The 26,365-nt window shown below is 57.8% G+C and carries 20 protein-coding genes; 13 read left to right on the forward strand and 7 right to left on the reverse strand.

Annotation, left to right across the window (positions count from 1 at the left end; all coding sequences use genetic code 11):
- Nucleotides 1–125 precede the first annotated feature (125 nt).
- Nucleotides 126–554, reverse strand: coding sequence for a hypothetical protein (locus HBN61_RS15895; RefSeq protein WP_170047145.1), 429 nt, complete (start codon nt 552–554; stop codon nt 126–128).
- A gap of 493 nt (nt 555–1,047) precedes the next feature.
- On the opposite strand from HBN61_RS15895, the gene HBN61_RS15900 reads away from it, so the two are divergent.
- Together HBN61_RS15900 and HBN61_RS15905 are read left to right on the forward strand one after the other, a co-directional pair.
- A complete protein-coding gene (locus tag HBN61_RS15900; protein WP_094994780.1) occupies nt 1,048–1,983 on the forward strand; it encodes a chemotaxis protein CheV in 936 nt (311 codons plus the stop codon).
- A 61-nt stretch (nt 1,984–2,044) separates the two neighbouring features.
- Entirely contained in the window at nt 2,045–2,851 is an 807-nt protein-coding gene (locus HBN61_RS15905; protein ID WP_094994779.1) for an MOSC domain-containing protein, read from the forward strand.
- A gap of 48 nt (nt 2,852–2,899) precedes the next feature.
- Here the strand turns inward: HBN61_RS15905 and HBN61_RS15910 are convergent, their stop codons facing one another.
- Nucleotides 2,900–4,828 carry a transglycosylase SLT domain-containing protein gene (locus HBN61_RS15910; RefSeq protein ID WP_094994778.1) on the reverse strand — a complete coding sequence of 643 codons (1,929 nt, stop codon included), beginning with the start codon at nt 4,826–4,828 and terminating at the stop codon, nt 2,900–2,902.
- Between the two features lie 216 nt (nt 4,829–5,044).
- Here HBN61_RS15910 and HBN61_RS15915 point away from each other — a divergent pair, with 216 nt between their 5' ends.
- Nucleotides 5,045–6,964, forward strand: coding sequence for an ATP-binding cassette domain-containing protein (locus HBN61_RS15915; RefSeq protein WP_170047147.1), 1,920 nt, complete (start codon nt 5,045–5,047; stop codon nt 6,962–6,964).
- Nucleotides 6,965–7,040: 76 nt separating this feature from the next.
- Here HBN61_RS15915 and HBN61_RS15920 read toward each other — a convergent pair whose 3' ends face one another.
- Nucleotides 7,041–7,493, reverse strand: a complete 453-nt coding sequence (locus tag HBN61_RS15920) for a universal stress protein (RefSeq protein ID WP_094994776.1) — start codon at nt 7,491–7,493, stop codon at nt 7,041–7,043.
- Nucleotides 7,494–7,600: 107 nt separating this feature from the next.
- Here HBN61_RS15920 and HBN61_RS15925 point away from each other — a divergent pair, with 107 nt between their 5' ends.
- From HBN61_RS15925 to HBN61_RS15955, 7 genes are all read left to right on the forward strand, one after another.
- On the forward strand, nt 7,601–8,038 hold the full coding sequence (locus HBN61_RS15925; protein WP_094994775.1) for a hypothetical protein: 438 nt from the start codon (nt 7,601–7,603) through the stop codon (nt 8,036–8,038).
- Between the two features lie 324 nt (nt 8,039–8,362).
- Nucleotides 8,363–10,510 carry a fatty acid oxidation complex subunit alpha FadB gene (fadB, locus tag HBN61_RS15930; protein ID WP_094994774.1) on the forward strand — a complete coding sequence of 716 codons (2,148 nt, stop codon included), beginning with the start codon at nt 8,363–8,365 and terminating at the stop codon, nt 10,508–10,510.
- 27 nt (nt 10,511–10,537) lie between these two features.
- Nucleotides 10,538–11,713 (forward strand): acetyl-CoA C-acyltransferase FadA, encoded by a 1,176-nt coding sequence (gene fadA, locus HBN61_RS15935; RefSeq protein ID WP_047274026.1) that lies wholly within the window; start codon nt 10,538–10,540, stop codon nt 11,711–11,713.
- A gap of 106 nt (nt 11,714–11,819) precedes the next feature.
- A complete protein-coding gene (locus HBN61_RS15940) occupies nt 11,820–12,056 on the forward strand; it encodes a DUF1653 domain-containing protein (protein ID WP_094994773.1) in 237 nt (78 codons plus the stop codon).
- Nucleotides 12,057–12,170: 114 nt separating this feature from the next.
- On the forward strand, nt 12,171–14,798 hold the full coding sequence (gene topA / locus HBN61_RS15945; protein WP_094994772.1) for a type I DNA topoisomerase: 2,628 nt from the start codon (nt 12,171–12,173) through the stop codon (nt 14,796–14,798).
- Between the two features lie 230 nt (nt 14,799–15,028).
- Nucleotides 15,029–15,550: a DUF6586 family protein gene (locus tag HBN61_RS15950; RefSeq protein ID WP_170047174.1), complete on the forward strand. Its 522-nt coding sequence runs from the start codon at nt 15,029–15,031 to the stop codon at nt 15,548–15,550.
- Nucleotides 15,551–15,668: 118 nt separating this feature from the next.
- Nucleotides 15,669–15,905, forward strand: a complete 237-nt coding sequence (locus HBN61_RS15955) for a hypothetical protein (protein WP_047275661.1) — start codon at nt 15,669–15,671, stop codon at nt 15,903–15,905.
- 70 nt (nt 15,906–15,975) lie between these two features.
- On the opposite strand, the gene sulA is transcribed toward HBN61_RS15955, so the two are convergent.
- Nucleotides 15,976–16,449, reverse strand: coding sequence for an SOS-induced cell division inhibitor SulA (sulA, locus tag HBN61_RS15960; RefSeq protein ID WP_094994771.1), 474 nt, complete (start codon nt 16,447–16,449; stop codon nt 15,976–15,978).
- 12 nt (nt 16,450–16,461) lie between these two features.
- Nucleotides 16,462–17,070, reverse strand: coding sequence for a transcriptional repressor LexA (gene lexA / locus HBN61_RS15965; RefSeq protein ID WP_047274037.1), 609 nt, complete (start codon nt 17,068–17,070; stop codon nt 16,462–16,464).
- A 259-nt stretch (nt 17,071–17,329) separates the two neighbouring features.
- Between lexA and HBN61_RS15970 the strand changes: the two genes are divergently transcribed.
- From HBN61_RS15970 to HBN61_RS15980, 3 genes are all read left to right on the forward strand, one after another.
- A complete protein-coding gene (locus HBN61_RS15970) occupies nt 17,330–18,037 on the forward strand; it encodes a TetR/AcrR family transcriptional regulator (RefSeq protein WP_094994770.1) in 708 nt (235 codons plus the stop codon).
- A gap of 181 nt (nt 18,038–18,218) precedes the next feature.
- Complete coding sequence (nagZ, locus tag HBN61_RS15975) at nt 18,219–19,217, forward strand: beta-N-acetylhexosaminidase (protein WP_169965818.1); 999 nt, start codon at nt 18,219–18,221, stop codon at nt 19,215–19,217.
- Nucleotides 19,218–19,229: 12 nt separating this feature from the next.
- Entirely contained in the window at nt 19,230–19,967 is a 738-nt protein-coding gene (locus tag HBN61_RS15980) for an S-methyl-5'-thioinosine phosphorylase (RefSeq protein ID WP_170047149.1), read from the forward strand.
- A gap of 72 nt (nt 19,968–20,039) precedes the next feature.
- Here the strand turns inward: HBN61_RS15980 and HBN61_RS15985 are convergent, their stop codons facing one another.
- Together HBN61_RS15985 and mfd are read right to left on the reverse strand one after the other, a co-directional pair.
- Complete coding sequence (locus tag HBN61_RS15985) at nt 20,040–22,742, reverse strand: DEAD/DEAH box helicase (RefSeq protein WP_170047151.1); 2,703 nt, start codon at nt 22,740–22,742, stop codon at nt 20,040–20,042.
- Nucleotides 22,743–22,766: 24 nt separating this feature from the next.
- Nucleotides 22,767–26,216 carry a transcription-repair coupling factor gene (gene mfd / locus HBN61_RS15990; RefSeq protein WP_047274045.1) on the reverse strand — a complete coding sequence of 1,150 codons (3,450 nt, stop codon included), beginning with the start codon at nt 26,214–26,216 and terminating at the stop codon, nt 22,767–22,769.
- Between the last annotated feature and the right edge of the window lie 149 nt (nt 26,217–26,365).

The raw sequence follows: 26,365 nt of genomic DNA on the forward strand, positions 1-26,365 counted from the left end.
CCGCGCTGACAGTCTGATATCAGAATTAACTTACAGGATAGTCGACATGTAATGTATTCACGGCGCAGGACGTTTTAATGCGTCATTGAAGACGTGGACCGGGATAAGGCATCGGGGATGCGAGGCTAACCGAGTGGCGGCGGGGCCGTTCGCATGGCTTCGACCTGTTCGGTGAACGACGTGATCAGCATCTCTTGCTCACTGTCATCGAGGCTCAGTTGGCCTGTAGAGGGGTCTATCAGTTCAACCTGCCATGCCAGCAGGCTAAAGCAGTCTTTGAGGATTTCAACCGCTTGGTCGTGCAGGGTACCCAGGTTTCTTGCCTGCCTGAGCAGGGTGCGCAGGGTTCGGCAAAAGCCCGCAATGGGGGCAATGGTCAATGCTTTGGCACGCTTCTCCAGCCTGGAGAGGGTATTGACCATGCAGTCGATCGCGTCCTCGTCATTGTGAATCAATCGCAAGTGGGTCAGGCATTCTTCTGCGGTGGTCAATAACACCTGGGCTTCGATTAAAAAGTCGGCTAGCGCTAATGGCCGGTCATTGCCATTGAACATGCTTATTCTCACTCTTCTGGAACGCCTTTTAAGTAATGTCCGGGCTCATCGTGCAAAAGCCCTCAATGAGCATGGCAACTGGATCAGCGTTTTGGGTGACTTTAAGTGCAACTTTTTGGGTGTGAGTAATGGGTGCGTTCACATAGAAAGTTTTAAAGCGTTGTGTGCAGATATGTAAAACCCGGCACAAGACAGCGCTGTTTCAGTAATAAAAAGTTCCTGCGGTGATTCATATAATGCGAAGGGGGTCACAATAATGGCAATCGAATAGCACGAATATCAGGTCGCTCCTGAGCACTGCTCAGGGAATCCCTTAGAGAGAGGCAAGGGGGAGAGTTGCGAGGGGAGGTCGGACGAAAGACGAAACCGATAATGGCACTGGATGATGTTAAAGTGCCACCACTTTTATGAGGCAGATTTTCGCAGGGGGTCAAGCTCGCGTTTTTTCTGCCGATAACGCTAGACATTCAGTACCCACGCCCAGGAGTTATTCATGGCCGGCATTCTCGACGCGGTAGACCAGCGCACCCAGTTGGTCGGTGAAAACCGACTGGAAATTCTCATGTTCCGTCTGGCGGGTCGGCAGCTGTTCGCGATCAACGTGTTCAAGGTGCAAGAGGTTCTGCAATTACCCAAATTGACCTTGATGCCGCAGCGACACCCGTTTGTGTGTGGTGTGGTGAATCTGCGTGGCCAGACCCTGCCAGTGATTGACTTGTCGCAGGCCATCGGCATGCGCCCTCTGGTGCCTGGCCCTGACAGTACGATCATCGTGACCGAGTACAACCGTTCGGTTCAGGCATTTCTGGTGGGCGGAGTTGACCGCATCGTCAACATGAACTGGGAAGCCATATTGCCCCCGCCCACCAGCGCCGGTCGCCAGCATTACTTAACGGCCATCAGTAAGGTCGATGAGCAACTGGTCGAGATCATTGACGTTGAGAAAGTGCTGGCGGAGATCGTGCCGTACAGCGCCAAGGTCTCGCGCGAGAAGCTCGAAGACCCGATCCTGGAGCATGCGCGTGGCCGGGAAGTGCTGTTGGTCGATGACTCGAAAGTCGCCCTGTCTCAACTGCGCGAAACCCTTTCGCAGTTGGGGGTCAAGATGCACGTGGCCAGCGATGGCCTCAAGGCACTGAACATGCTCAAGGGGTGGGCAGACGCCGGGCAGGTCATGACCGACAAACTGTTGATGATCTTTACCGATGCCGAAATGCCCGAGATGGATGGTTATCGCCTGACCACCGAAATTCGTAACGATCCGCGCCTGCGGGGGCTGTACGTGGTGCTCCACACCTCGCTGTCGGGCAGCTTCAACGAATCCATGGTCAAGAAGGTTGGCTGTGACAATTTCCTGTCCAAATTCCAGCCGGACAAACTGGTGGATGTGGTGCGCCAGCGCCTGATGCTGGATCAAGTACCCGCCTGATTCTTTGCACGCGGGATCGGCTCGTATACTGTGGCGTTTTTAATCCGCAGGGAGCTGATCCATGCTGCATCTAAGTTCGATTTACCGATTCCCGCTCAAGTCCGGGAAAGGCGAAAGCTTGTCTCAGGTGCGCCTGGACAAACTGGGTGTGGAGGGTGATCGACGCTGGATGCTGGTGGATGAAGCCTCCGGGCGCTTTTTGACCCAGCGCTCCCACCCGCAGATGAGCCAACTCTCTGCCTTGTGGAATGCCAATGGCGGCCTGACGTTGACGACCGAAGGTTTTGAGGCGCTGGACGTGCCGTTGCCGCAGGCCGACAGTGACCTGCGCGGTGTGACCATCTGGCGCGATACGTTGCGTGTGCCCGATGCAGGCGACGAGGCGGCGCAGTGGTTGAGCCGCTTTATCAACCAGAGCGTGCGACTGGTGCATGTGCCGCTGGAGCGGGCGCGGACCACCGAAGCCGGTTATGGCCGCGATGATGACAAAGTGGCGTTCGCCGATGGTTACCCGTTGTTGCTCATAGGTCAGGCATCGCTCGACGACCTTTCACACAAGGTCAATCGAACGTTAGAGATGCTGCGTTTTCGCCCCAACCTCGTGGTGTCCGGCAGTGAAGCGTTTGCCGAAGATGGTTGGAAACGGGTGCGCATTGGCGAGGTGGAGTTTCGCGTGGTCAAGTCATGCTCGCGTTGCATCCTGACCACTATCGATCCCCAGACCGGCGTGCGTGACGAGCAGCGTGAGCCGTTGCAAACCCTGATGAGCTACCGCAAGCAGGAAGGCGGCACGATGTTTGGGCAGAACCTGGTGAACGACAGCCATGGCCTGCTGGAAGTCGGCATGCCGGTCACCGTGCTGGAATAAAGCGCGGCACTTGCAGGTGCGTGCGCACCTGCAAAGTGTTACCCACGATCACTGATCGTCAAAATACCGCTCATGCCAGTCCACCAGAGGTTGAGGCACGTTGAGTTTCTGGCCGTAGATCACCGAGTACGACAAAACGTTCTGCACGTATTGGCGGGTTTCGTCGAAGGGAATACTTTCAATCCACACGTCGAAGCCCAGGTGGTTGGCGCCCCGCAGCCATTGGCGAACACGCCCCGGCCCTGCGTTATATGCCGCTGAAGCCAATACCCGGTTGCCGTTGAACTGGCCATGCACCTGACTCAGGTAGGCTGCACCCAGTTGGATGTTCTTGTCCGGGTTCAGCACTTGTTGGGGCGATGCCAGCGGAATGCTGAATTTTCTGGCAGTTTCTTTGGCTGTGGCCGGCATCAATTGCATCAAACCGCTCGCGCCTACGCCGGAACGTGCGTCATCCATAAAAGCACTTTCCTGACGGGTAATGGCGAACACCCAACTTGAATGCAAACCGCGCACTTTGGCCTCGCGCACCAGTGTGTCGCGGTGCGCCATCGGAAAGCGGATGTCCAGATCGTCCCAGTACTGAGCCTGACTGATGGTGCGGATGGCCGGGAAATACCATTTGCGGTCGTAGGCTAATTTAGCTTGCGCCACCATTTCGTCGCGGTTGAAGTGACGACTCACGTAATACCACTCACGACGGCCATCCACGATTTGCCCGCGGTCATGGAACTCGAGTGCACGCTGCACGCCGGGTGTGTTGCGCACTTTGTTGATCAGTTGCGGGCTGAGCACGAGCGGTTTGTTGTTGAGCTGATAAGGGGTCTGCGCCCGATCGGCTGCCAGGAAGCCGTAGAAATCACGTTCGCGGGCGACATTTTTGAACAGCACCTGCGCTTGCGGATTTTTCGGTTCGGCCAGTTCCAGGCTGCGCGCCTGCCAGTAACGCCAACGGTTGCTGGTCGCCAAGTCCTGCGGCAATTGGCGGGTCAGTTGATAGGCATCTTCCCAGCGAGCCAGGCGCAATAGCAGGCGCAGGCGCCATTCGGTGACGGTGTTGTCGCGCAGCTCGGGGTCATATTTGGTCATGATGTCCAGGCCACGGCTGTCATACCGGCGGGCGAACGTCAGACCAATCTCACGGGCGATGGCGACCTTTTCATCCCGCGAGAAGTGCATGTTGGTGGCGTATGTATCGAGCAGTGCTGCCGCTTTTTCAGGGTCCTGTCGCGCTAAACGACGCAGGCCCAGTCCCACGGCATCAGACATGGCTTCACTGGCGGGCAGAAAACGCGAGGGTTGACTGAGAAGATCAGGCTTTTGCGCTACGTCAATCATCACTTTGGCTTGTGGGCCCAGCGTGTTGAGGCCATTGGCCAGTGTCGTGGCCAAGCCGTAATTGCGTGCTTCAGCCGCCAACTTCACGCGCTGCCACCGCTTTTGTTCGGTCAGTTGACCTTCAGCGGCCCACTGGCTGAACAGGGCGTCGCATGCCGCCGGTTGTGCTTTGCCCACCAGCCAGAGTTTTTCCGCGCTGGCGTAGCCTTCGGCCTTCTGGTTGTGCGCCAGTTGGTACTGGCCATTAAGGCAGTCAAGCTCGGTGAAGTTGAGCTTGGGGTCGTAATATTTGGCAAAGGTCGCCCAGTCGCCGCGATCAGCCAGCCAGCGCAACCAACGCAGTTTCATCCAGTTGGCTTGCGGCAGATCGCCATGCGCCGCCAAGAACTGCTCAATTTCAGCGTTACTGGCGCTTTTCAAGCGGGCGGTGAGTTCGTCGTACGCCAGGTACGGTGTCAGCGGATAGCTGCGCAGGGCGTCGGCATTTCGGAAATAGGGGCCGGAGTCGCCTTTGGCCAAAGCGCGCTTGGCCTCGTCGTACAACTGGCGTTGTTGGGTCAAGTCGGCGGCCTGTGCGGCTTGCACGGCGCAACTGGTGAGAAGCAGGCAGGATAAAAAGTTGAAGAGACGACTGCGCATGGGGCTTCCGTACAGATGAAAAACGCGGCGTGTGCAGGGCGGGCCCGGCACTGATTGAGTCGTAGCTTAGCCTTTTGCCAGCAGCGCGTGAACGCCTTGCAGGCCCAGCGGTGAAACTTGCGACTAAATGGAGCTGCGAGCAGGGGCAGCAATAAATAGCCGGCCGCCTGAGGGCGCAAATCAGGTAGAATGCGCGCCCAGTTTTTGGAGAAGCTCATGACCCTGCTCAAATTCAGCGATGTGTCCCTTGCTTTCGGCTCTACGCCGTTGTTGGACAAGGTGTCCTGGCAGATCGCCCGTGGAGAGCGGGTGTGCATCATCGGCCGCAACGGCACCGGCAAGTCCAGCATGATGAAGCTGGTAAAAGGTGATCAAAAGCCTGACGACGGCTCTGTCTGGCGCGCACCCGGCCTCAAGATTGGCGAATTGCCGCAAGAGTTGCCGGTTGCCGACGGACGGACCGTGTTCGATGTTGTGGCCGAGGGCCTCGACGGTGTGGGCGAGCTGCTGGCTCAGTACCATCACCTCAGCCAGAACATCGTCACCGATGCCGACCTGGACAAGCTGATGCACGTCCAGCAAGACCTTGAAGCCCGTGATGGCTGGCGCTTGCAGCAATTGGTCGACAGCACCCTGAGCCGCCTGCAATTGCCGGCGGACAAAACCCTGGCCGAATTATCCGGCGGCTGGCGTCGTCGCGTTCTGCTGGCGCAAGCACTGGTGTCCGAACCGGACCTGCTGCTGCTCGACGAACCGACCAACCACCTGGATATCGGCGCCATTGCCTGGCTGGAAGAAGCCCTCAAGGACTTTCAGGGCGCTGTGCTGTTTATTACCCACGACCGTTCCTTCCTGCAAAATCTGGCCACCCGGATTCTGGAACTGGACCGTGGCGGTCTGATTGACTGGAACGGCGACTACGCGAGCTTCCTGGTCCACAAGGAAGCCTCCCTGGCGGCGGAAGAAACCGCAAACGCGCTGTTCGACAAGCGCCTGGCCCAGGAAGAAGTGTGGATTCGTCAGGGCATCAAGGCGCGTCGCACCCGTAACGAAGGCCGTGTACGTGCCCTCAAGGCCCTGCGTGTTGAACGCAGCGAGCGCCGTGAGCGCACCGGTAAGGCCAACATCCAGCTGGACACCGCCGACAAGTCCGGCAAGCAAGTGATGGTGCTGGAAAACGTCAGTTTCGCGCACCCGGAAGGTCCGTTCCTGATCAAGGACTTCTCCATGGTGTTGCAACGCGGCGACCGCATCGGTCTGCTGGGCGCCAACGGTACGGGCAAAACGACACTGCTCAAGTTGATGCTGGGCGGCTTGCAGCCTACCAACGGCAAGGTGGAAGAGGGGACGCGCATCGACGTGGCGTACTTCGACCAGTTGCGTCACCAGTTGGACCTGGAAAAAACCGTGATCGATAACGTGGCCGAAGGTCGCGACTTTATCGATATCGATGGTCAAAGCCGCCACGTCCTGAGCTACCTGGGTGATTTCCTGTTCAGCCCGCAGCGTGCCCGCACGCCGGTCAAGGCGCTGTCAGGCGGCGAGCGTGCGCGCTTGCTGCTGGCCAAGTTGTTCAGCAAGCCTGCCAATCTGCTGGTGCTCGATGAGCCGACCAACGACCTCGACGTCGAAACCCTCGAGCTGCTGGAAGAGGTGTTGCTGACCTTCAAGGGCACGGTATTGATGGTCAGTCACGACCGGGCATTCCTCGACAACGTGGTTACCAGCACGCTGGTCTTTGAAGGCGAAGGCAAGGTGCGTGAATACGTGGGCGGTTATCAGGACTGGCTGCGTCAAGGCGGCTCGCCGCGCTTGCTTGGTGTGACTGAAAGCAAATCCGGCAAGGCTGACCTGAACTCTGCCGTTGTCACGGCCGCCGCAGCGCCAGCTCAGGCTGCTCAGGCCCCTGCTCCGGCGAAAAAGAAGCTGAGCTACAAGCTGCAGCGCGAACTGGAAGCGCTCCCTGGCGAGATCGATGCCAAAGAGCAGGCGATTGCTGCCGTGGAAGCTGAAATGGCTGACGCAGGCTTCTATCAGCGTCCTGCTGCACAAACGGCTGAAGTGATTGCCAAGCTCGAAACGTTGCAAGCTGAACTCGAGCAACTGGTTGAACGTTGGGCTGAGCTGGATGCCTGATTGAGCAGTCGCTGAACTGAAAAAGCCCGGCCTTTTTAATCAAAAGGTCGGGCTTTTTTGCTGTGGAGGGTGGTGCTCAATCGGTTTTTTTGAGGCTGACAGCCAATACGTCGCACGGCGCGCCATGCAGCACGTCATTGGCGGTGGAGCCGAGCAGCAGCGCCAGGCCGTGGCGGCCGTGGCTGCCGACCACGATCAGGTCGCAGCCATGATCTTTGGCGAAACCATGGATTTCTTGGCGGGGTTGGCCGTACGCCAGCTTGCAGTTGTCTTTTGTGAGTTGCGGATAGATATCGATCAGCCGATCGAGGCGTTCTTTGGCCTGATCAAACTGTTGCTGCTGCAACTGCGACAGGTCCATGGGCACGTCGCCCCCAAAGGCCATGGCCATGGGTTCGACGATGTGGATCAGGGACAGCTTCGCGCCGTTGGCTTCAGCGCTGGCGCTGGCACGGTAAATCACCGGGTCGCACTCTTCAGTCAGGTCTACGGCAACCAAAATGTGCGTGTAGGGTTTGGGTGTGGACATGTGAGGCGCTCCTGTAAACAGTAATTGGCGATGAGTATGGCCCTTTTGCACAGCCTTGGTTCAAGTCAGGGTCAATGCATTAATTTGAAGGCAGTGAGAGTACACATATGACGGTATGGATAGTGGTGTCAATCCTGGCGCTGATTTTGAGTCCGCTTGCCTGGCTGCGTCCTTCGCGTCGCCAAAGCGGGCGTATGGCGCTGCGTATGGAGGCGCGTCGTATGGGGTTGGCCATGCAATTGACGCCTCAGCAATGGCCGCATTGGCTGGAGCCCGAGCCGCCCGGCTCGTGCGCGCAGTTTCATCGTCCGCGGCGCGGCAGTGACCCTGATGTGTGGTGCTATTGGCAATCTGCGCCGGGAATCTGGGTCAATCAATGGCGTGAAGTCTGTACAGACGAGCGCTTGCTGGCGCAGTTTCGCAAGTTGCCAGCGAACGTTTACAAGGTTGAAGCAGGCAAGCAAATGATTGCGCTGTATTGGGGCGAGAAGGGCGAATCGCAGGTGTTGGTGGCGATCGACGAAACGCTTAAAGCCCTTGCCTGAGCAGGCGGCAACTGCCCCGAGCCTGCGTGCTTGACAGCAGCGCCTGCCATTCGCAGGCGACCAGGAACTGACTGACAGGTCGTTTTGTCATCGTTGTTTCGGACAATTGACAAGCGCACGCTTTTCCGTGAAGGTGTCGACACCCAAATCAAACGGGCGTATGAATCGAGTGTTTGCCACACAGGCAGCATTCGCATAACCCCGAATATCGCGTTGGCGGGTGTGCCTGGTGGATTGGCGTTAGCATTGACGGTGTCGTCATTGCCAGCCAGACGCTAGCGTCCGACGTGTACTGTTCAGCTTCCATATCCTGGAGATCAGTTGATGATTTACGAAGGTAAAGCCATCACGGTTACGGCTCTTGAAAGTGGCATCGTCGAACTGAAGTTCGACCTCAAGGGTGAGTCCGTCAACAAGTTCAACCGTCTAACCCTGAACGAATTGCGTCAGGCAGTCGATGCGATCAAGGCAGATGCTTCGGTCAAGGGCGTTATTGTTTCCAGTGGCAAAGACGTCTTTATCGTCGGCGCGGACATCACCGAATTCGTCGAAAACTTCAAGTTGCCGGATGCCGAGCTGATTGCTGGCAACCTCGAAGCCAACAAGATCTTCAGTGACTTCGAAGACCTCAATGTTCCAACCGTAGCAGCCATCAACGGTATTGCACTGGGCGGTGGTCTGGAAATGTGCCTGGCGGCGGATTTCCGTGTGATGGCCGACAGCGCAAAAATCGGTCTGCCGGAAGTCAAACTCGGCATCTACCCGGGCTTCGGCGGCACTGTTCGCTTGCCGCGCCTGATTGGTGTGGACAACGCTGTTGAGTGGATCGCGTCCGGCAAAGAAAACCGTGCTGAAGATGCCTTGAAAGTCGGTGCCGTTGACGCTGTAGTGACAGCCGACAAGCTGGGCGCCGCAGCATTGGACCTGATCAAGCGTGCCATTAGCGGCGAGCTGGACTACAAGGCCAAGCGTCAGCCAAAACTTGAGAAGCTCAAGCTGAACGCCATCGAGCAAATGATGGCATTCGAAACCGCTAAAGGTTTCGTGGCCGGTCAGGCCGGTCCAAACTACCCGGCACCGGTTGAAGCGATTAAAACTATCCAGAAGGCTGCGAACTTCGGTCGCGATAAAGCGCTGGAAGTTGAAGCGGCAGGTTTTGCAAAACTGGCTAAAACCTCAGCATCGCAATGCCTGATCGGGTTGTTCCTGAACGATCAGGAGCTGAAGAAAAAAGCCAAGATCCACGACAAGATCGCCAAAGACGTGAAGCAGGCTGCCGTTCTGGGCGCAGGCATCATGGGCGGCGGTATTGCCTATCAGTCGGCCTCCAAGGGCACGCCGATCCTGATGAAGGACATCAACGAGCACGGCATCGAGCAAGGGTTGGCGGAAGCCGCCAAGTTGCTGGTGGGCCGCGTTGATAAAGGCCGTATGACGCCAGCCAAAATGGCTGAAGTGCTCAATGGCATTCGTCCTACTCTGTCCTACGGTGATTTCGGTCACGTGGACCTGGTGGTTGAAGCAGTCGTTGAAAACCCGAAGGTCAAACAAGCGGTGCTGGCTGAAGTTGAAGATCACGTCAAGGAAGATGCCATTCTGGCGTCGAACACCTCGACCATTTCCATCAGCCTGTTGGCAAAAGCCCTCAAGCGTCCGGAAAACTTCGTCGGCATGCACTTCTTTAACCCGGTGCACATGATGCCGTTGGTTGAAGTGATTCGTGGCGAGAAATCCAGCGATCTGGCCGTAGCCACTACGGTTGCCTACGCCAAGAAAATGGGTAAAAACCCGATCGTCGTTAACGACTGCCCGGGCTTTTTGGTCAACCGTGTGCTGTTCCCATACTTCGGCGGCTTCGCCAAGCTGGTCAGCGCTGGCGTCGACTTCGTGCGCATCGACAAGGTCATGGAAAAATTCGGCTGGCCAATGGGCCCGGCGTACCTGATGGACGTGGTCGGCATCGACACTGGCCACCATGGTCGCGACGTGATGGCGGAAGGTTTTCCGGACCGTATGAAAGACGACCGTCGTTCAGCGATTGATGCGCTGTACGAAGCCAAGCGTCTGGGTCAGAAAAACGGTAAGGGTTTCTACGCTTACGAGGCTGACAAGCGCGGCAAGCAGAAGAAAATCGTGGACTCAAGTGTGCTTGAGGTGCTCAAGCCGATCGTTTATGAACAGCGCGATGTCACCGACGAAGACATCATCAACTGGATGATGATCCCGCTGTGCCTTGAAACCGTGCGTTGCCTGGAAGACGGCATCGTTGAAACCGCAGCCGAGGCCGACATGGGCCTGGTGTACGGTATCGGTTTCCCTCCATTCCGTGGCGGCGCCCTGCGTTACATCGACTCGGTCGGTGTTGCAGAGTTCGTAGCCCTGGCTGATCAGTACGCTGAACTGGGCGCGCTGTACCACCCGACTGCGAAGCTGCGTGAAATGGCCAAAAACGGCCAGAGCTTCTTCGGTTAAGCGCCCCATTAGAGTGAGAGTGAAATTATGAGCTTGAATCCTAGAGACGTGGTGATTGTAGACTTCGGTCGCACCCCGATGGGCCGCTCCAAGGGTGGCATGCACCGCAACACCCGTGCTGAAGACATGTCTGCGCACCTGATCAGCAAAGTGCTGGAGCGCAACAGCAAGGTTGACCCGAACGAAGTAGAAGATGTGATTTGGGGCTGTGTTAACCAGACCCTGGAGCAAGGCTGGAACATTGCGCGCATGGCGTCGTTGATGACCCAGATCCCGCACACCTCGGCTGCCCAGACCGTGAGCCGCCTGTGCGGTTCATCCATGAGCGCTTTGCACACCGCTGCGCAAGCCATCATGACCGGTAACGGTGACGTATTTGTGGTGGGCGGCGTCGAGCACATGGGTCACGTGAGCATGATGCATGGTGTCGATCCCAACCCGCATATGTCGCTGTATGCGGCAAAGGCGTCGGGCATGATGGGCCTGACCGCTGAAATGCTGGGCAAGATGCACGGTATCACTCGCGAACAACAGGATGCTTTCGGCGTTCGTTCGCACCAGTTGGCCCACAAGGCGACGATTGAAGGCAAGTTCAAAGACGAAATCATCCCGATGCAGGGATATGACGAAAATGGCTTCCTGAAAACCTTCGACTACGATGAGACCATTCGTCCGGAAACAACCATGGAAAGCCTGGCGGCGTTGAAACCTGCGTTCAACCCTAAGGGCGGCACTGTTACCGCCGGTACTTCGTCGCAAATCACCGATGGTGCTTCGTGCATGATCGTGATGTCGGCTCAGCGTGCAAAAGACCTTGGTCTGGAGCCGCTGGCGGTGATTCGTTCGATGGCCGTTGCAGGTGTTGATCCGGCAATTATGGGTTATGGTCCGGTTCCAGCGACGCAAAAAGCCTTGAAGCGCGCGGGCTTGAGCATGGCTGATATTGACTTCATCGAGCTCAATGAAGCATTCGCTGCACAGGCTCTGCCAGTGCTGAAAGATTTGAAAGTGCTCGACAAGATGAATGAGAAGGTTAACCTGCATGGCGGCGCCATCGCTCTGGGTCATCCATTTGGATGCTCAGGTGCGCGTATCTCCGGCACCTTGCTCAATGTAATGAAACAAAATGGCGGCACCTTCGGGTTGTCCACCATGTGCATTGGTCTTGGCCAGGGCATAGCAACTGTTTTCGAACGCGTCTAAGCGTTGCGTTGACAGAAGCCGGGGCCAAGTGCCCCGGTTTTTGTTTTTATGACTTTTTAATCGTTATGAGCTTTAATTTTTTTATCCGTAAAAAAGGTGTTGCAACATGCCGCTACAACCTGGCCTCTATCAACATTACAAAGGGCCACACTATCGGGTATTCAATGTGGCTCGCCATTCTGAAACCGAAGAAGAAGTGGTGTTTTACCAAGCCCTGTATGGGGATTTCGGTTTTTGGGTGCGCCCATTGAGCATGTTTTTGGAAACGGTCGAAGTGGATGGCGAGCAGGTACCGCGCTTTGCACTGATTGAGGCCGAACCCAGTCTTTTTCCCCGGCCATAAGTGGGCGTCGCGCAGCACCCTGCGCTTGACCTCACCTTGTTGCCACTATATATAGCGGTGCCGCGTCAGGCGCGAACCGCCTTTCACTTCTAGAATTCAGGAATTTTCTGATCCATGGGCAAATCGCTGGTCATTGTGGAATCCCCGGCTAAGGCCAAGACCATCAACAAGTACTTGGGTAACGAGTACGTGGTGAAGTCGAGTATCGGCCATATCCGAGACCTGCCCACCAGCGGTTCGGCTAGCGCCAGCAAAGAACCGGCTGCCAAGCGTGGCAAGGCCGCGGCGGGCGAAGCGCCGGCTTTGTCGCCGAAAGAGAAAGCTCAAAAGCAGCTGATCTCACGCATGGGCGTCGATCCGGAGCACGGCTGGAAAGCCAAGTACGAGATCCTTCCCGGAAAGGAAAAGGTCATCGAGGAACTGCGCCGGCTCGCCAAGGATGCTGACACCATCTATCTCGCAACCGACTTGGATCGCGAGGGGGAGGCCATTGCATGGCACCTGCGCGAAGCCATCGGTGGTGATGACAGTCGCTACAAGCGCGTGGTGTTCAACGAGATCACCAAAAAGGCTATTCAGGAAGCGTTCTCCAAACCGGGCGAACTCGACATCAACCGTGTCAACGCCCAGCAAGCGCGCCGTTTTCTCGATCGCGTGGTGGGCTATATGGTTTCGCCGTTGCTGTGGGCAAAAATTGCCCGTGGCTTGTCGGCAGGTCGTGTGCAATCGGTGGCCGTGAAGCTGGTAGTCGAGCGTGAGCGCGAAATTCGGGCATTCAACCCTGAAGAATACTGGGAAGTTCATGCGGACCTTGGCACGGCCAAAGGCGCAAAAGTGCGCTTCGATGTGGCCCGCGAAAAAGGCGAGGCCTTCAAACCGCTGAACGAAGCCCAGGCCATGGCCGCGCTGGAGAAGCTCAAGGCGTCCAGCTACACCATCGCCAAGCGTGAAGACAAACCGACCAGCAGCAAGCCGTCGGCACCGTTCATTACCTCCACCCTGCAACAGGCCGCGAGCAATCGCTTGGGCTTCGGGGTGAAGAAAACCATGATGATGGCCCAGCGCTTGTACGAAGCGGGCTACATCACGTATATGCGTACCGACTCCACCAACCTGTCGGCGGATGCGGTTGAAATGGCCCGCACCTACATTGAAGGTGAGTTCGGCGCGTCTTATCTGCCGCCAGCCCCTAACGTGTACAGCAGCAAGGAAGGCGCACAAGAGGCTCACGAAGCGATTCGTCCTTCTGACGTGAACATGCACCCGAGCAAGCTGTCAGGCATGGAGCGGGACGCTGAGCGCCTTTACGAGCTGATCTGGCGCCAGTTTGTGGCGTGCCAGATGCTGCCGGCCAAATACCTGTCTACTACCGTGAGCGTGGCGGCCGGTGATTTTGAGTTGCGTGCCAAAGGTCGCATCCTGAAGTTTGACGGTTACACCCGTGTCATGCCGCAAATTGCCAAGCCGGGCGACGACGATGTGTTGCCTGACATGGCTCAGGGTGACGTGCTGAAGCTGATCAATCTCGATCCTACCCAGCATTTCACCAAGCCCCCGGCCCGCTACTCCGAAGCCAGCCTGGTCAAAGAGATGGAAAAACGTGGCATTGGTCGTCCATCGACCTATGCGGCAATCATTTCGACCATTCAGGATCGCGGCTATGTGGCCTTGCACAATCGCCGTTTTTACTCCGAAAAAATGGGCGATATCGTTACCGAGCGTTTGTCCGAGAGTTTCTCTGACCTGATGGACTACGGCTTCACCGCCGGCATGGAAGAAAACCTCGATGACGTGGCTCAGGGTGAGCGCGACTGGAAGAACGTGCTGGACGAGTTCTACGGCAGCTTCAAGAAGAAACTTGAGGTGGCGGCTGACCCGGACAGTGGCATGCGTGCCAACCAGCCGGTGATGACCGACATTCCGTGCAAGGAATGTGGGCGTCCGATGCAGATCCGTACGGCATCGACCGGTGTATTCCTCGGTTGCTCGGGTTATAGCCTGCCGCCGAAAGAGCGTTGCAAGGCCACCGTGAACTTGGTCCCTGGCGATGAGATCGCAGCCGACGATGAGGGCGAGTCGGAGTCGCGTGTTTTGCTGGGCAAGCACCGTTGCCCGATTTGCAGTACCGCAATGGATGCTTACCTGCTGGATGAGAAGCACAAGCTGCACATCTGTGGTAACAACCCGGATTGCGCTGGCTACGAAATCGAAGAGGGCAGCTACCGCATCAAGGGCTATGAAGGCCCGAGCCTGGAATGTGACAAGTGTGGCAGCGAGATGCAGCTCAAGACCGGTCGTTTCGGCAAGTTCTTCGGCTGCACCAATGCGCAGTGCAAAAACACCCGCAAGCTGCTGAAAAGCGGTGAAGCGGCGCCGCCGAAAATGGACCCGGTGAAAATGCCGGAGCTAAAGTGCGAGAAGGTCAACGACACCTACATTCTGCGTGATGGTGCTTCGGGGTTGTTCCTGGCAGCCAGCCAGTTCCCGAAAAACCGTGAGACCCGTGCGCCGCTGGTGATTGAAATCATCCCGCACAAGGATGAGATCGATCCGAAGTATCACTTCTTGTGCGAAGCGCCGAAGAAAGACCCCGATGGTCGACCTGCTGTGATCCGCTACAGCCGTAAAACCAAAGAGCAGTACGTGCAAACTGAGGTGGACGGCAAGCCGACAGGCTGGCGTGCGTTTTACGACGGCTCCAGCTGGAAGGTTGAAGACAAGCGCAAAGAAAAAGACGCGTGATCAGTTGCTGAACGACTGAAAAACCGCGCGATGGCATCATGCCTCGCGCGGTTTTTTTTTGGCTCAGGGGTTGAGGTCTACGGTAGGTAAGGTGGCTGATGCGTTCTCACGACGACTTCGTGGTCGGACGCCTGGCGCGGCGCATTCATAGCGCCACCCTCTTGCGCCTGTCACCTCATTTCCCGGAGACTGCTCAGCCTGCCCTCATCCTTTTGCTGTGGAGTGCCTTTATGGCTCACGAACTCTATACCCGCACCAATCAGAAAATCTATTTTGCGGGCCTAGCGCTGGAAACCATGAACAAAGCACTGCAAGGTGGGGCCATGAACGCGCAGGCATTGCTGCAGGCAGAGCGCGAATCAGCGGTATTTCACTTGTATGGCGCGTTGCTCGGTTTATGTCATGAAATTGCAGGTTTCTATCGATTGCCGCAGGCCCATGCCAATCGTGTGGAGTTGTTGCTAACTCAAGAGGTGCTGGACGCTAAAGCTATTCCAGAGCTTGCGGAGATGGTTGAGCTGGCAAGATCGCCGGGCACTTGGCTGGCTCAATTGGTGGCAGCGCATGCAGCCCTGTATCAACCGTTGCAGGCGCCTAAAAAGATCAAGGTCGATGTGTTTCAACCCTTGATTGAAGTTGTCAGTGTGGAAGGCGACGGGCCGGAAACGCTCAGTCGCGACACCCTGGAAGAATGGCGTCAAAACCTTAAGAAAATGGCCATACGCTTTCGCGATGGACTCAATGAGTGCTAAAAGTCGGGTTCGAAACTGTACGGTCATTCATCAGGACGTCATTAAAGCGTCATAGAACGTGGCAAATTTCTGAAGGATGACTGATATAATCCCGCGCTTTCGTGGAGAACCAACTTTTATGCCAACGTCCTTTCTAGAAATTGTCGAATTGCCTGACGGCCGTATCGAGTTGCGCCGGGCTGAGGACGAGGGGTCTTTGGTGACGCTGAACTTCTCCGAAGATGCCAAGGCCTTTCTTCAGGGGCAGCATGTTGAAGTGGCAAAGGCCATGTTGAGTGTTGGTGTGCAAATGGCGGGGCGGCTGGCCGAGGGCGAGCTGGAAAAAGAGGATGAAGGACCGCGCATCCTTCACTAAGTGTTTCTGGTTGAACCTCTAAACGGCTGGCTTCTGTGTCCTGTAGAAGCCCCGTGCTGCTCGCGTCTGGTTAGCCCAATCGAATATTCAGGCTTTGCCCTTGACCCATCAGCGCTGAGCCGATCAATTGTTGGCGAGCCGTGCTATTGAGTGGGTTTATCCAGCTCACCACCGTGTGGCTGCGGCCCAGGCGCAGCGCTTCGCAAGTCAATTGCAAGGCGCTCTTGTTGCCGTTGGGTTGGAGCAGCAAGATGCGTTCGCGGTTCAGTCCGGCATCACGCAGCCAGGTTTGTGTCAGGCTGGCCGGTGGTGCGATCAGTGTCAGCCAGCGCTCATCTTGTTGCTCGCTGAGTTCGCGAAGCATGGGGGCCAGCAGGCTCAAGCAGTTCTCGGCAGCGCCGCGTAGCGACAGTTCACTGAAAACTTCAGGTTCTGCGCGCCAGGGTGAATCAAGCACGGTCTTGATCGTGGCTGGCATGGGTTGAGCCATGAATGCCTCGAATAAAGGGAGTTGTGCGGGTAGCGATGTGTGCGGGAACTGCATGACGCCTCCTTATTAACGGCGAATAACGCCGACACTCAGGCCTTCGATAACCAGCTCCTGCTCTTTGAGGTTGACCTCAATGGGCGCGAAATCGGGGTTTTCGGCGATCAGCCAGACTTTGCTGCCTTCTCGCTTGAATCGCTTGACCGTTACTTCGTCATCAATACGTGCAACCACAATTTGCCCGTTTCTGGCCTCGCGGCACGTGTGAACGGCAAGCAGGTCGCCATCAAAGATGCCAACGTCCTTCATGCTCATGCCCTGGACGCGCAATAAGTAGTCGGCCCGCGGATGGAAGAAGGTCGGGTTGATGTTGCAGGATTCTTCAACGTGTTCCTGCGCCAGTATGGGAGCGCCAGCCGCCACTCGACCGATGATGGGCAGGGTGGACTCGTCGGCGCTGGCCTCGAAACCGGGAATCCGTATGCCCCGTGAGGCCCCCGGCGTCATTTCGATGGCGCCCTTGCGGGCCAGGGCCTTGAGGTGTTCCTCGGCGGCATTGGGCGACTTGAAGCCCAGCTCCTGTGCAATTTCGGCACGGGTGGGCGGGTATCCGTTGTCATCCAGGCAGCGTTTGATAAAGGCCAGGATCTCAGCTTGGCGTGGCGTCAGTTTTAGCATATTGATCGCTCTGTCTTTTTATACAGTGACTGGGATTATATACAGTGAAGGCTCATTGGCAATGCTCCATTTTTAACCGTCCGCTGGACGGTCGTCGATGAGCAATGAGGCGGCTACTTTATCAGCACAGGCCACGTCGTCCGAGGCTGTGGTTAAATGCGGGACTGGCCGGTCGCAAAAAGAATGCCCACCTTGACTTTTAACAAACTGAAACGTATGTTTCAAACAACTGTTTAAGTGTTTGTCAGCCGGAGTAGACATGGCCCAGTCGGAAACCGTTGAACGTATCCTTGATGCTGCCGAGCAGCTGTTCGCGGAAAAAGGTTTTGCCGAGACTTCATTGCGGCTGATTACCAGCAAGGCCGGGGTTAACCTGGCAGCTGTGAATTACCATTTCGGGTCCAAGAAAGCGCTGATTCAGGCAGTTTTTTCGCGCTTCCTCGGGCCTTTCTGCGCCAACCTCGATCGTGAACTGGAGCGGCGTCAGGCCAAGCCGGACAATCGTCCCGAGCTCGAAGAGTTGCTGGAAATGTTGGTGGAGCAAGCGCTGGTGATTCAGCCGCGCAGCGGCAACGACCTGTCCATTTTCATGCGTTTGCTGGGTTTGGCGTTCAGTCAGAGTCAGGGGCATTTGCGCCGTTATCTTGAAGACATGTATGGCAAGGTCTTTCGCCGCTACATGCTGCTGGTCAATGAGGCTGCGCCGCAAATCCCGCCGATTGAACTGTTTTGGCGTGTGCACTTCATGCTGGGTGCGGCTGCGTTCAGCATGTCCGGGATCAAGGCGCTGCGGGCAATTGCCGAAACCGACTTCGGTGTTAACACCTCGATTGAGCAAGTCATGCGCTTGATGGTCCCTTTTCTGGCCGCTGGCATGCGTGCGGAAAGCGGCGTGCTCGATCCGGCGATGGCGGCGGCGCAAATGCGTCCGCGCAACAAATCTTCTCAGGCCAGCCCCAAGGTTTGACCTGACGCGGGTGGGCGAGGCAGCGCAGTTCCGCTAAGCTTGCCGCCATGCTCATTCCCGCCTTGTTTCCCTGTGTCCTCTTTACGGGTGCTGCCAACACTGCTGGCGCGCGCGCCGCTGTCTGCGTGCGGGACCAGGAAGCAAGCGCACTTTCTTTGAAGGAATACCCATGAGTTCTGCCTTGCAAGGCTCCTTGATGGTGGACGTCGCCGGCACTTGGCTGACGGCCGACGACCGACACCTGTTACGCCAGCCTGAAGTGGGCGGCCTGATTATTTTTGCGCGTAACATTGAGCACCCGCGTCAGGTGCGTGAGCTGTGTGCTTCGATTCGGGCCATTCGCCCCGACCTGCTGCTGGCGGTGGATCAGGAAGGCGGGCGGGTTCAACGCTTACGCCAGGGGTTCGTCCGATTGCCCGCTATGCGCGCTATCGCGGATAACCCCAATGCAGAGTACCTGGCCGAGCAGTGTGGCTGGATCATGGCTACCGAAGTCCTGGCCGTTGGCCTGGATTTGAGCTTCGCGCCGGTGCTGGACCTGGATTACCAACGCAGCGCCGTGGTCGGCAGCCGCTCATTTGAGGGCGATCCAGAGCGCGCTGCAGCCTTGGCCGGCGCTTTCATCCGTGGGATGAACGACGCTGGCATGGCCGCCACGGGTAAGCATTTCCCGGGGCACGGGTGGGCAGAAGCCGATTCCCACGTGGCCATTCCTGTCGATGAGCGCAGCCTTGAACAGATCCGCAGCCACGACCTGGTGCCGTTCGCACGTTTGAGCCGGCAGTTGGCGGCGGTCATGCCCGCTCATGTGATCTATCCCAATGTTGACAGCCAGCCTGCGGGCTTTTCCCGTCGCTGGTTGCAAGACATCCTGCGCGGCGAGTTGGGCTTTGATGGCGTCATTTTCAGTGATGACTTGTCAATGGCCGGTGCCCATGTGGTGGGGGATGCGGCCAGCCGGATCGAAGCCGCCTTGTCGGCCGGCTGTGACATGGGGTTGGTATGCAATGACCGGGCAGCGGCTGAATTGGCCCTCACGGCGGCCCAGCGCCTGAAGGTCACGCCTTCGGCCCGCATTGCACGCATGCGCAGTCAGGCCTTCGCCAGCACGGACTACCGCCAAGACCCGCGTTGGCAGGTGGCGATTGGTGCGCTCAAAGATGCTCAGTTGATTGATTAAAGGATCGCGTTGATGACGGTTTACGCAATTATTGGTGGCACAGGCCTGACCCAGCTTGAAGGATTGACCATTACGCGCTCATTGGCGCTGGATACCCCGTATGGCCCAACGTCAGCCGACATTCAGATCGGCGAATTCGCGGGACGTGAAGTGATGTTTCTGGCGCGCCACGGCCACCCGCATCGGGTCCCGCCCCATCAGGTGAACTACCGTGCAAACATCTGGGCGTTGAAACAGGCCGGTGCGCAGGCCATTTTGGCTGTTAATGCCGTAGGCGGGATCCATATGGCCATGGGCACCGGGCATTTTTGCGTACCCCACCAAGTGATTGATTACACCAGCGGTCGTGAACACACGTTTTTTGCGGGTGATCTGGAGCATGTGACGCACATTGACTTCAGCTATCCCTACACGCAATCCCTGCGTGAGCACTTGATTGACGCACTGGCTGCCGAGGGTTGTTCCTACAGTTCTCATGGTGTGTATGCAGCAACCCAAGGGCCGCGTCTTGAGACAGTGGCCGAAATTGCCCGGCTTGAGCGTGACGGCTGTGACATTGTCGGCATGACCGGCATGCCAGAGGCGGCACTGGCCCGTGAGCTGGAACTCGAATACGCCTGCCTGGCGTTGGTCGTAAACCCGGCAGCGGGCAAGTCCACGGCGATTATTACCATGGCCGAAATCGAACAGGCCCTGCACGACGGCATGGGTAAGGTCAAAGCGACGCTGGCACGTGTGCTGGCAGGGTAATCCCTTTCACCGTTGTAGCCGCCAGACGGAGCTTCGCGCTGTTTGTCAGCGGCTACAGGGTTGGGGTTGGGCTTAACGCTTTTCGTTTTTGGGTGGCAGGGGCGCGAACAGGGCTTCGATATCGTCGTCCTGCAACTTCCAGTCTCCCGCAATACGGCCGTCCAAAACGCCTGCGGCCAAATCCGATTTTTCCTGCTGCAAGTGCTGGATTTTCTCTTCTACGGTACCGCGGGCAATCATCTTGTACACAAACACCGGTTTTTCTTGCCCGATGCGATAGGCGCGGTCGGTGGCCTGGTTCTCGGCCGCCGGGTTCCACCACGGGTCGTAATGAATCACGGTGTCCGCTTCGGTCAGGTTCAAGCCCACGCCTCCGGCCTTGAGGCTGATCAGGAAAATCTGCAGTTTGCCGCTCTGAAAGTCTTTGACGGGGGTACGTCGGTCCCGCGTTTGACCGGTGAGCAGGGCATAGGCAATGTTGCGCTTCTTCAATTCCGCTTCGATCAGCCCGAGCATCGAGGTGAATTGCGAAAACAGAAGAATGCGCCGGCCCTCTGCGAACAACGCGTCAAGCATCACCATCAAGCTGTCGAGCTTGCCCGACGTACTGCCTTTTTTCGGCGGGTTATCACTCACAAGCCGCAAGTCGCAGCACACCTGACGCAGCTTGAGCAGCGCTTCAAGAATGATGATCTGGCTGCGCCCGACCCCTTTGCGGGTGATTTCATCGCGCACTTTCTTGTCCATCGCCAGGCGCATGGTTTCGTATACATCCCGCTGCGCCTCGTTCAGATCAACCCACTGGATGATCTCGGTCTTGGGCGGCAGCTCGGTGGCGACCTGCTCTTTGGTGCGGCGCAGCAGAAACGGTTTGATGCGTGCGTTCAAGTGTTGCAAGCGCTCATCGTTGCCCTGGCGCTCGATCGGCACCCGATAGTCGCGATTGAAGGCTTTGACATCCCCCAACCAGCCGGGCAGCAAAAAGTGAAACAGCGCCCACAGCTCCCCAAGATGGTTTTCCAGTGGCGTGCCACTCAGGCACAGACGTTGCCGGGCCACCAGTTCGCGCGCGGCCTGGGAAGCCTTGCTGTTCGGGTTTTTGATGTACTGCGCTTCGTCGAGGATCAGGATGTGCAGCGGCACCTTGGCCAACAGGTCAATGTCTTTGGGCAACAACGCATAGGTGGTCAGGATCAGGTCGTATTCGTTGAGGTGTTCGTAGTGTTTTTTGCGGCTGGCCCCATACAGCGCCAGCACCTTGAGCTGAGGTGTGAAGTGCGTGGCTTCGTCCATCCAGTTCGGGATCAGGCTGGTGGGCATCACCACCATGGCCGGACGGTCCAGTCTTCCTGCGTGTTTTTCACACAGAATATGCGCCAGGGTTTGCAGGGTTTTACCCAGTCCCATGTCATCCGCAAGAATCCCGCCCACCTCAAGCTGGCGTAGCGACTGCATCCAGCTCAGGCCTTCCAGTTGGTAGGGGCGCAAGGTGGCATTGAGCCCCTGTGGTGGCTCCACGCTGAAATCCTTGATGTCGCGCAAACGCTGAGCGAACCCGCGAATCTGTTCGCCGCCCTCCCAGCGCAGCGGTAGAGCGTCCAGTGCATTGAGCCGTGGCGCGTCTGCGCTTTTGATGCGCGACGTTGTGGCGCCCGGTTCGCCCAGGTAAAACTCACCCAACGTGGCCAGCACGGGCTTCAGACGTCCGTAGGGCAGGGCGACTTGCAGCGGTACTTGGGTGCTGTTGGGGATGGCGGGGATGTTCACCAGAATCAGTTCGTCATCTCGGCGTTTGGCCAGTTTTTCCGGACTGAGAATCTCGGTGTGCGAGCGCATCAGGTTCAGCAGGATCGGTAGCAGGCTCAGGCGCTGGCCATTGACGATAATCCCCAGTTCCAGGTCGAACCAGTCACGTTCCGGCGCTTCGTCGACGTTGGCATACCAGTCTTCGACAGGGCTCAAGTCAAAGCCGAAATGCTCGTCAATCTGTAACTCCCAGCCCTTGTCACGCAAGCTGTTCATCTGATTGAGGGTGAAGTTCAGCCAGGCACTGTCGTTGACCAGTTCAAACAGTTCACCGGCGCTTTCAGGCAGGGCTTTGCTCTGGCGGGTAGCGATTTTGAAGCCGAGGGCACGCAGTTGCTCGCGGCAGGCATGTTCTGTTTCCGGGTGACGCTTGATGCGCAGGACGTGGTCATCCTGGCGAATCAGCACGTCGGCGTTTTTCTGTCCCGAAACGTACTGTTCCAGGTATTTGAAAGACAGTGCGGCACGGTGCTGGATGTAACGCTGCATTTTGCCGTTGCGCGGCTCGAACGCACTGAACTCGGCACTGGCCAGCCATAAGCGCGGCACCGGTTGCACGTCGTCTATCAGTTGTTCGGGCAGGTTGGCAGGGCGACGCGAGTCGAGCACGGCTTGCAGTTTTTCCAGAAGCTCGGCGTCCTGGGCAGCAGCAGGGTAGTTCAAAGTGTCTTCAATCTTCAGTAGTACGGCCGCTGTGTGCTTGCAGTTGGTGCGCACAGGGCAGGTGCAATTCGCGCTCACCAGCAGCAACGAGCCTTTGGCCGACTCGCGCAATTCGATGGTCTGGCGGTAAGGGTTTTCGCCTGAGCCCTGACAGCTGGACGTGATCAGGCTGTCACCGATCTGGGCGATTCTGACGCGATTTTCCCGGGCGTAGCGACGGCCACGCTCAAGGGTTTGCTCTTTAAACCGACTGACCCAGGTTGGCGCCAGCGGTTTGGTCAGTCGGGGTGTCGAGTTCAGGGGCATGTGGACTTCATTGTGCGGGCCCCATCAGGAAGGCTTCGGTGTCAGGCGCTCAAATAGCGCCTCGATGGTGTTGAAGCGTTCATCCGGGCGTTCCATGGGCACCATGAACTTGAACAGCGTCGCGCCTTCAAACTTGTAGCGATTGGGTTGGCCCTGAATCAGTTTGATCAGTACCAGCGGATCGACCGGCGTGTCGGCGGCAAACTCAATGCGCCCGCCTTGCGGCCCGGCATCCACTTTTTTGATACCCAGTTGCTCGGCGTGCAGCTTGAGCAAGGTAATGCGCACCAGATTTTTGGTCGGCTCCGGGAGCAGTCCGAAGCGGTCGATCATCTCGACCTGCAAGTCCTTCAAGCCCTCTTCGTCGGTCGCTGAAGCGATGCGCTTGTACAGGATCAGCCGCGCATGCACATCTGGCAGGTACGACTCGGGAATCAGCGCTGGCACGCGCAGGTTGATCTCCGGGCCACCGCCCAACGGCTGGTCGAGGTTCGGTTGTTCGCCCTTGCGGATCGATTTGACGGCGCGTTCGAGCATTTCCATGTACAGGGTGAAACCCACGGCCTGGATCTGCCCACTTTGACCGTCGCCCAACAGCTCACCGGCGCCCCGGATTTCCAGGTCGTTGGTGGCCAGTACAAAGCCGGCACCCAGGTCCTGGGTATTGGCGATGGCCTCCAGGCGCTTTTGCGCGTCCCCGGTAATTTGCTGGCGTGGCGGGGTCAACAGGTATGCGTAAGCCTGGTGGTGACTGCGACCCACACGGCCGCGCAACTGGTGCAATTGCGCCAGGCCGAACTTGTCGGCGCGTTCGATGATGATTGTGTTCGCACTGGGCACGTCGATGCCAGTCTCGATGATGGTCGAAGCGATCAGTACGTTGAAACGTTTGTGATAGAAGTCGCTCATCACTTGTTCGAGTTCACGCTCGCGCATCTGGCCGTGACCGATGCCGATACGGGCTTCGGGAACGAGTTCAGCCAGATCGGCCGCACATTTCTCGATGGTCTTTACATCGTTGTGCAGGTAGTAAACCTGCCCGCCGCGCAGCAGTTCACGCAGCAGGGCTTCTTTGACCGTGCTGTTGTTTTGCTCCATGACGAAAGTGCGCACCGACAGCCGGCGGGCGGGCGGTGTGGCAATGATCGACAAGTCGCGCATGCCCGAAACCGCCATGTTCAGCGTGCGCGGGATCGGCGTGGCGGTGAGGGTCAGGATGTCGACTTCGCTGCGCAGGGCCTTGAGCTGTTCTTTCTGACGAACGCCGAACCGGTGTTCTTCGTCAATGATGACCAGCCCGAGGTTTTTGATTTTGACGTCGTCTTGCAGCAGTTTGTGGGTGCCGATCACGATGTCGATCTTGCCCTCGGCCAGATCGGCCACGGCCGCATTGATCTCTTTTGCCGATTTGAAGCGGCTCATGACTTCTACCCGCACCGGCCAGTCGGCGAATCGGTCGCGGAAGCTGTTGTAGTGTTGCTGCGCCAGCAGGGTGGTCGGGACCAGAATGGCAACCTGACGTCCGCCATGTACGGCAATAAACGCCGCGCGCATGGCCACTTCGGTCTTGCCGAAGCCCACGTCGCCACACACCAGCCGGTCCATGGGCTTGGGCGCGAGCATGTCAGCGCGTACCGCTTCAATGGCCGTCTGCTGATCGGGCGTCTCTTCAAACGGGAAACCCGCGCTGAAGGTTGCGTAGTCGGCTTTCGGATCGTCGAACGCATAGCCTTCGCGGGCGGCGCGACGGGCATAAATGTCGAGCAGCTCGGCGGCCACGTCACGAACTTGTTCGGCCGCTTTGCGTTTGGCTTTTTGCCAGGTTTCGGAGCCCAGTCGGTGCAGTGGCGCCAGCTCGTCATCACTGCCGGTGTAGCGTGCGATCAGGTGCAGGTTGGCCACGGGCACATAAAGTTTGGCGCCTTCGGCGTACTCGAGGGTCAGGAATTCGGCCACCTGATTGTCGACTTCAAGCGTCGCCAAGCCTTGATAGCGGCCTACGCCATGGTCGATGTGAACCACTGGCGCGCCTTCGCGCAGCTCGGTCAGGTTTTTGATGACGGCGTCGTTGTTGGCATCGGCGCGTTTTTCACGGCGGCGGCGCTGCATCACCCGCTGGCCGAACAGCGGGCTCTCTGCAATCAGGGCCAGTGCCGGATCGTCCAGCAACAAGCCTTCATCGAGCGGGGCAATAGTGATTGCCAGGCGGTGTTTGCTGGACACGAAGTCCGGCCAACTGTCGACGGTTTTGGGGCGCAGCTTCAATCGCTCGAGCAGCTCCAGCAACACTTCGCGGCGACCGGCGGACTCGGCCGTGAACAGCACGCGGCCTTCAAATTGTTCAAGAAACCCGGAGAGGGCTGCCAGCGGCTGATTGGCCTTGGCCTCGATGGCAAGATTGGGCAATGGCTGCGCCGGGAAGCGTTCGCGGCTGCTGCCGGTGTCCAGATCATCCTGACTGGCGACCACCCGCGGCCAGCTCTTCAAGCGGGCAAAGCAGTCTTCGACCGGCAGGAACAGTTCGGCCGGCGGCAATAAAGGACGGGAAGGATCAACCCGACGCTCTTCGTAGCGGTTGCGCACGTCGGACCAGAAGTTCTCGGCGGCTTGTTCGATACCGGGCAGCGAAAATACCTGAGTGTCGCCGGGCAGGTAATCGAACAGGGTGGAGGTTTCATCGAAGAACAGCGGCAGGTAGTACTCGATACCAGCTGGTGTAATCCCGCTGCTTAAATCCTGAAAGATCGGGCAGCGTCGGAAGTCGACGTCGAAACGTTCGCGGAACCGTGCTTTGAAACGCGTCACGGCATCCTTCTGCAGGGGGAACTCCCGTGCGGGAAGCAAGCGAACCGAATCGACCTTGTCGATGGAGCGCTGATTCTCTGGATCGAAGGTGCGCAAGGTTTCGATTTCGTCGTCGAACAGGTCGATCCTGTAAGGCAGCTTGCTGCCCATGGGAAACAAGTCGATCAGTGCGCCGCGTACGGCGAACTCCCCGTGCTCGTAAACCGTATCGACACAGCGATAGCCGCTGGCCTCCAGGCGGGTACGCATCTGCTCGACATCCAGCTTTTGGCCAATGTCCAGCACCAGGCTGCTGCCAAGTAGAAACTTGGTCGGCGCCAGGCGGTGTAGGGCAGTGGTGATCGGCACTACCAAAACGCCATGATCCAGCTCCGGCAAGCGGTAAAGGCTGGCGATGCGCTGGGAAATGATGTCCTGATGCGGCGAGAACAGGTCGTAGGGCAGGGTTTCCCAGTCCGGGAAGTGCAAGACCGGCAGTTCGGGCGCAAAGAACCTCAATTCTTGCTCAAGGCGCTCGGCGCTTTGGCTGTCTGCGGTCAGAAGCAGGGTGAAGCGCTTGGCGGCGCTGGCCGCCTCGGCAATTGCGAGGCTCAGGGCGGCACCGGGCAGGTTGCCCCAGTGCTGTTTGCCTGCCGTAGCAGGAAGTTTGGGTAGTCGCAGGACGGGCACGGAAGGTTGAGCTCCAAGCGTTGCGGCAAAGAGGTCGATTGTAACGGGCCTGGGGGCTGGCTGTCAGTTGTCGTCTTAAGTGGCGCGGCAAATCCTTCGGGTAAACAGCAAAATGCAGCCCGTGACCCCTTGCCACGCCCCTAAAACGC

This window comes from Pseudomonas sp. WS 5071 (genome assembly GCF_012985765.1).
Classification (GTDB): Bacteria; Pseudomonadota; Gammaproteobacteria; order Pseudomonadales; family Pseudomonadaceae; genus Aquipseudomonas; species Aquipseudomonas lundensis_A.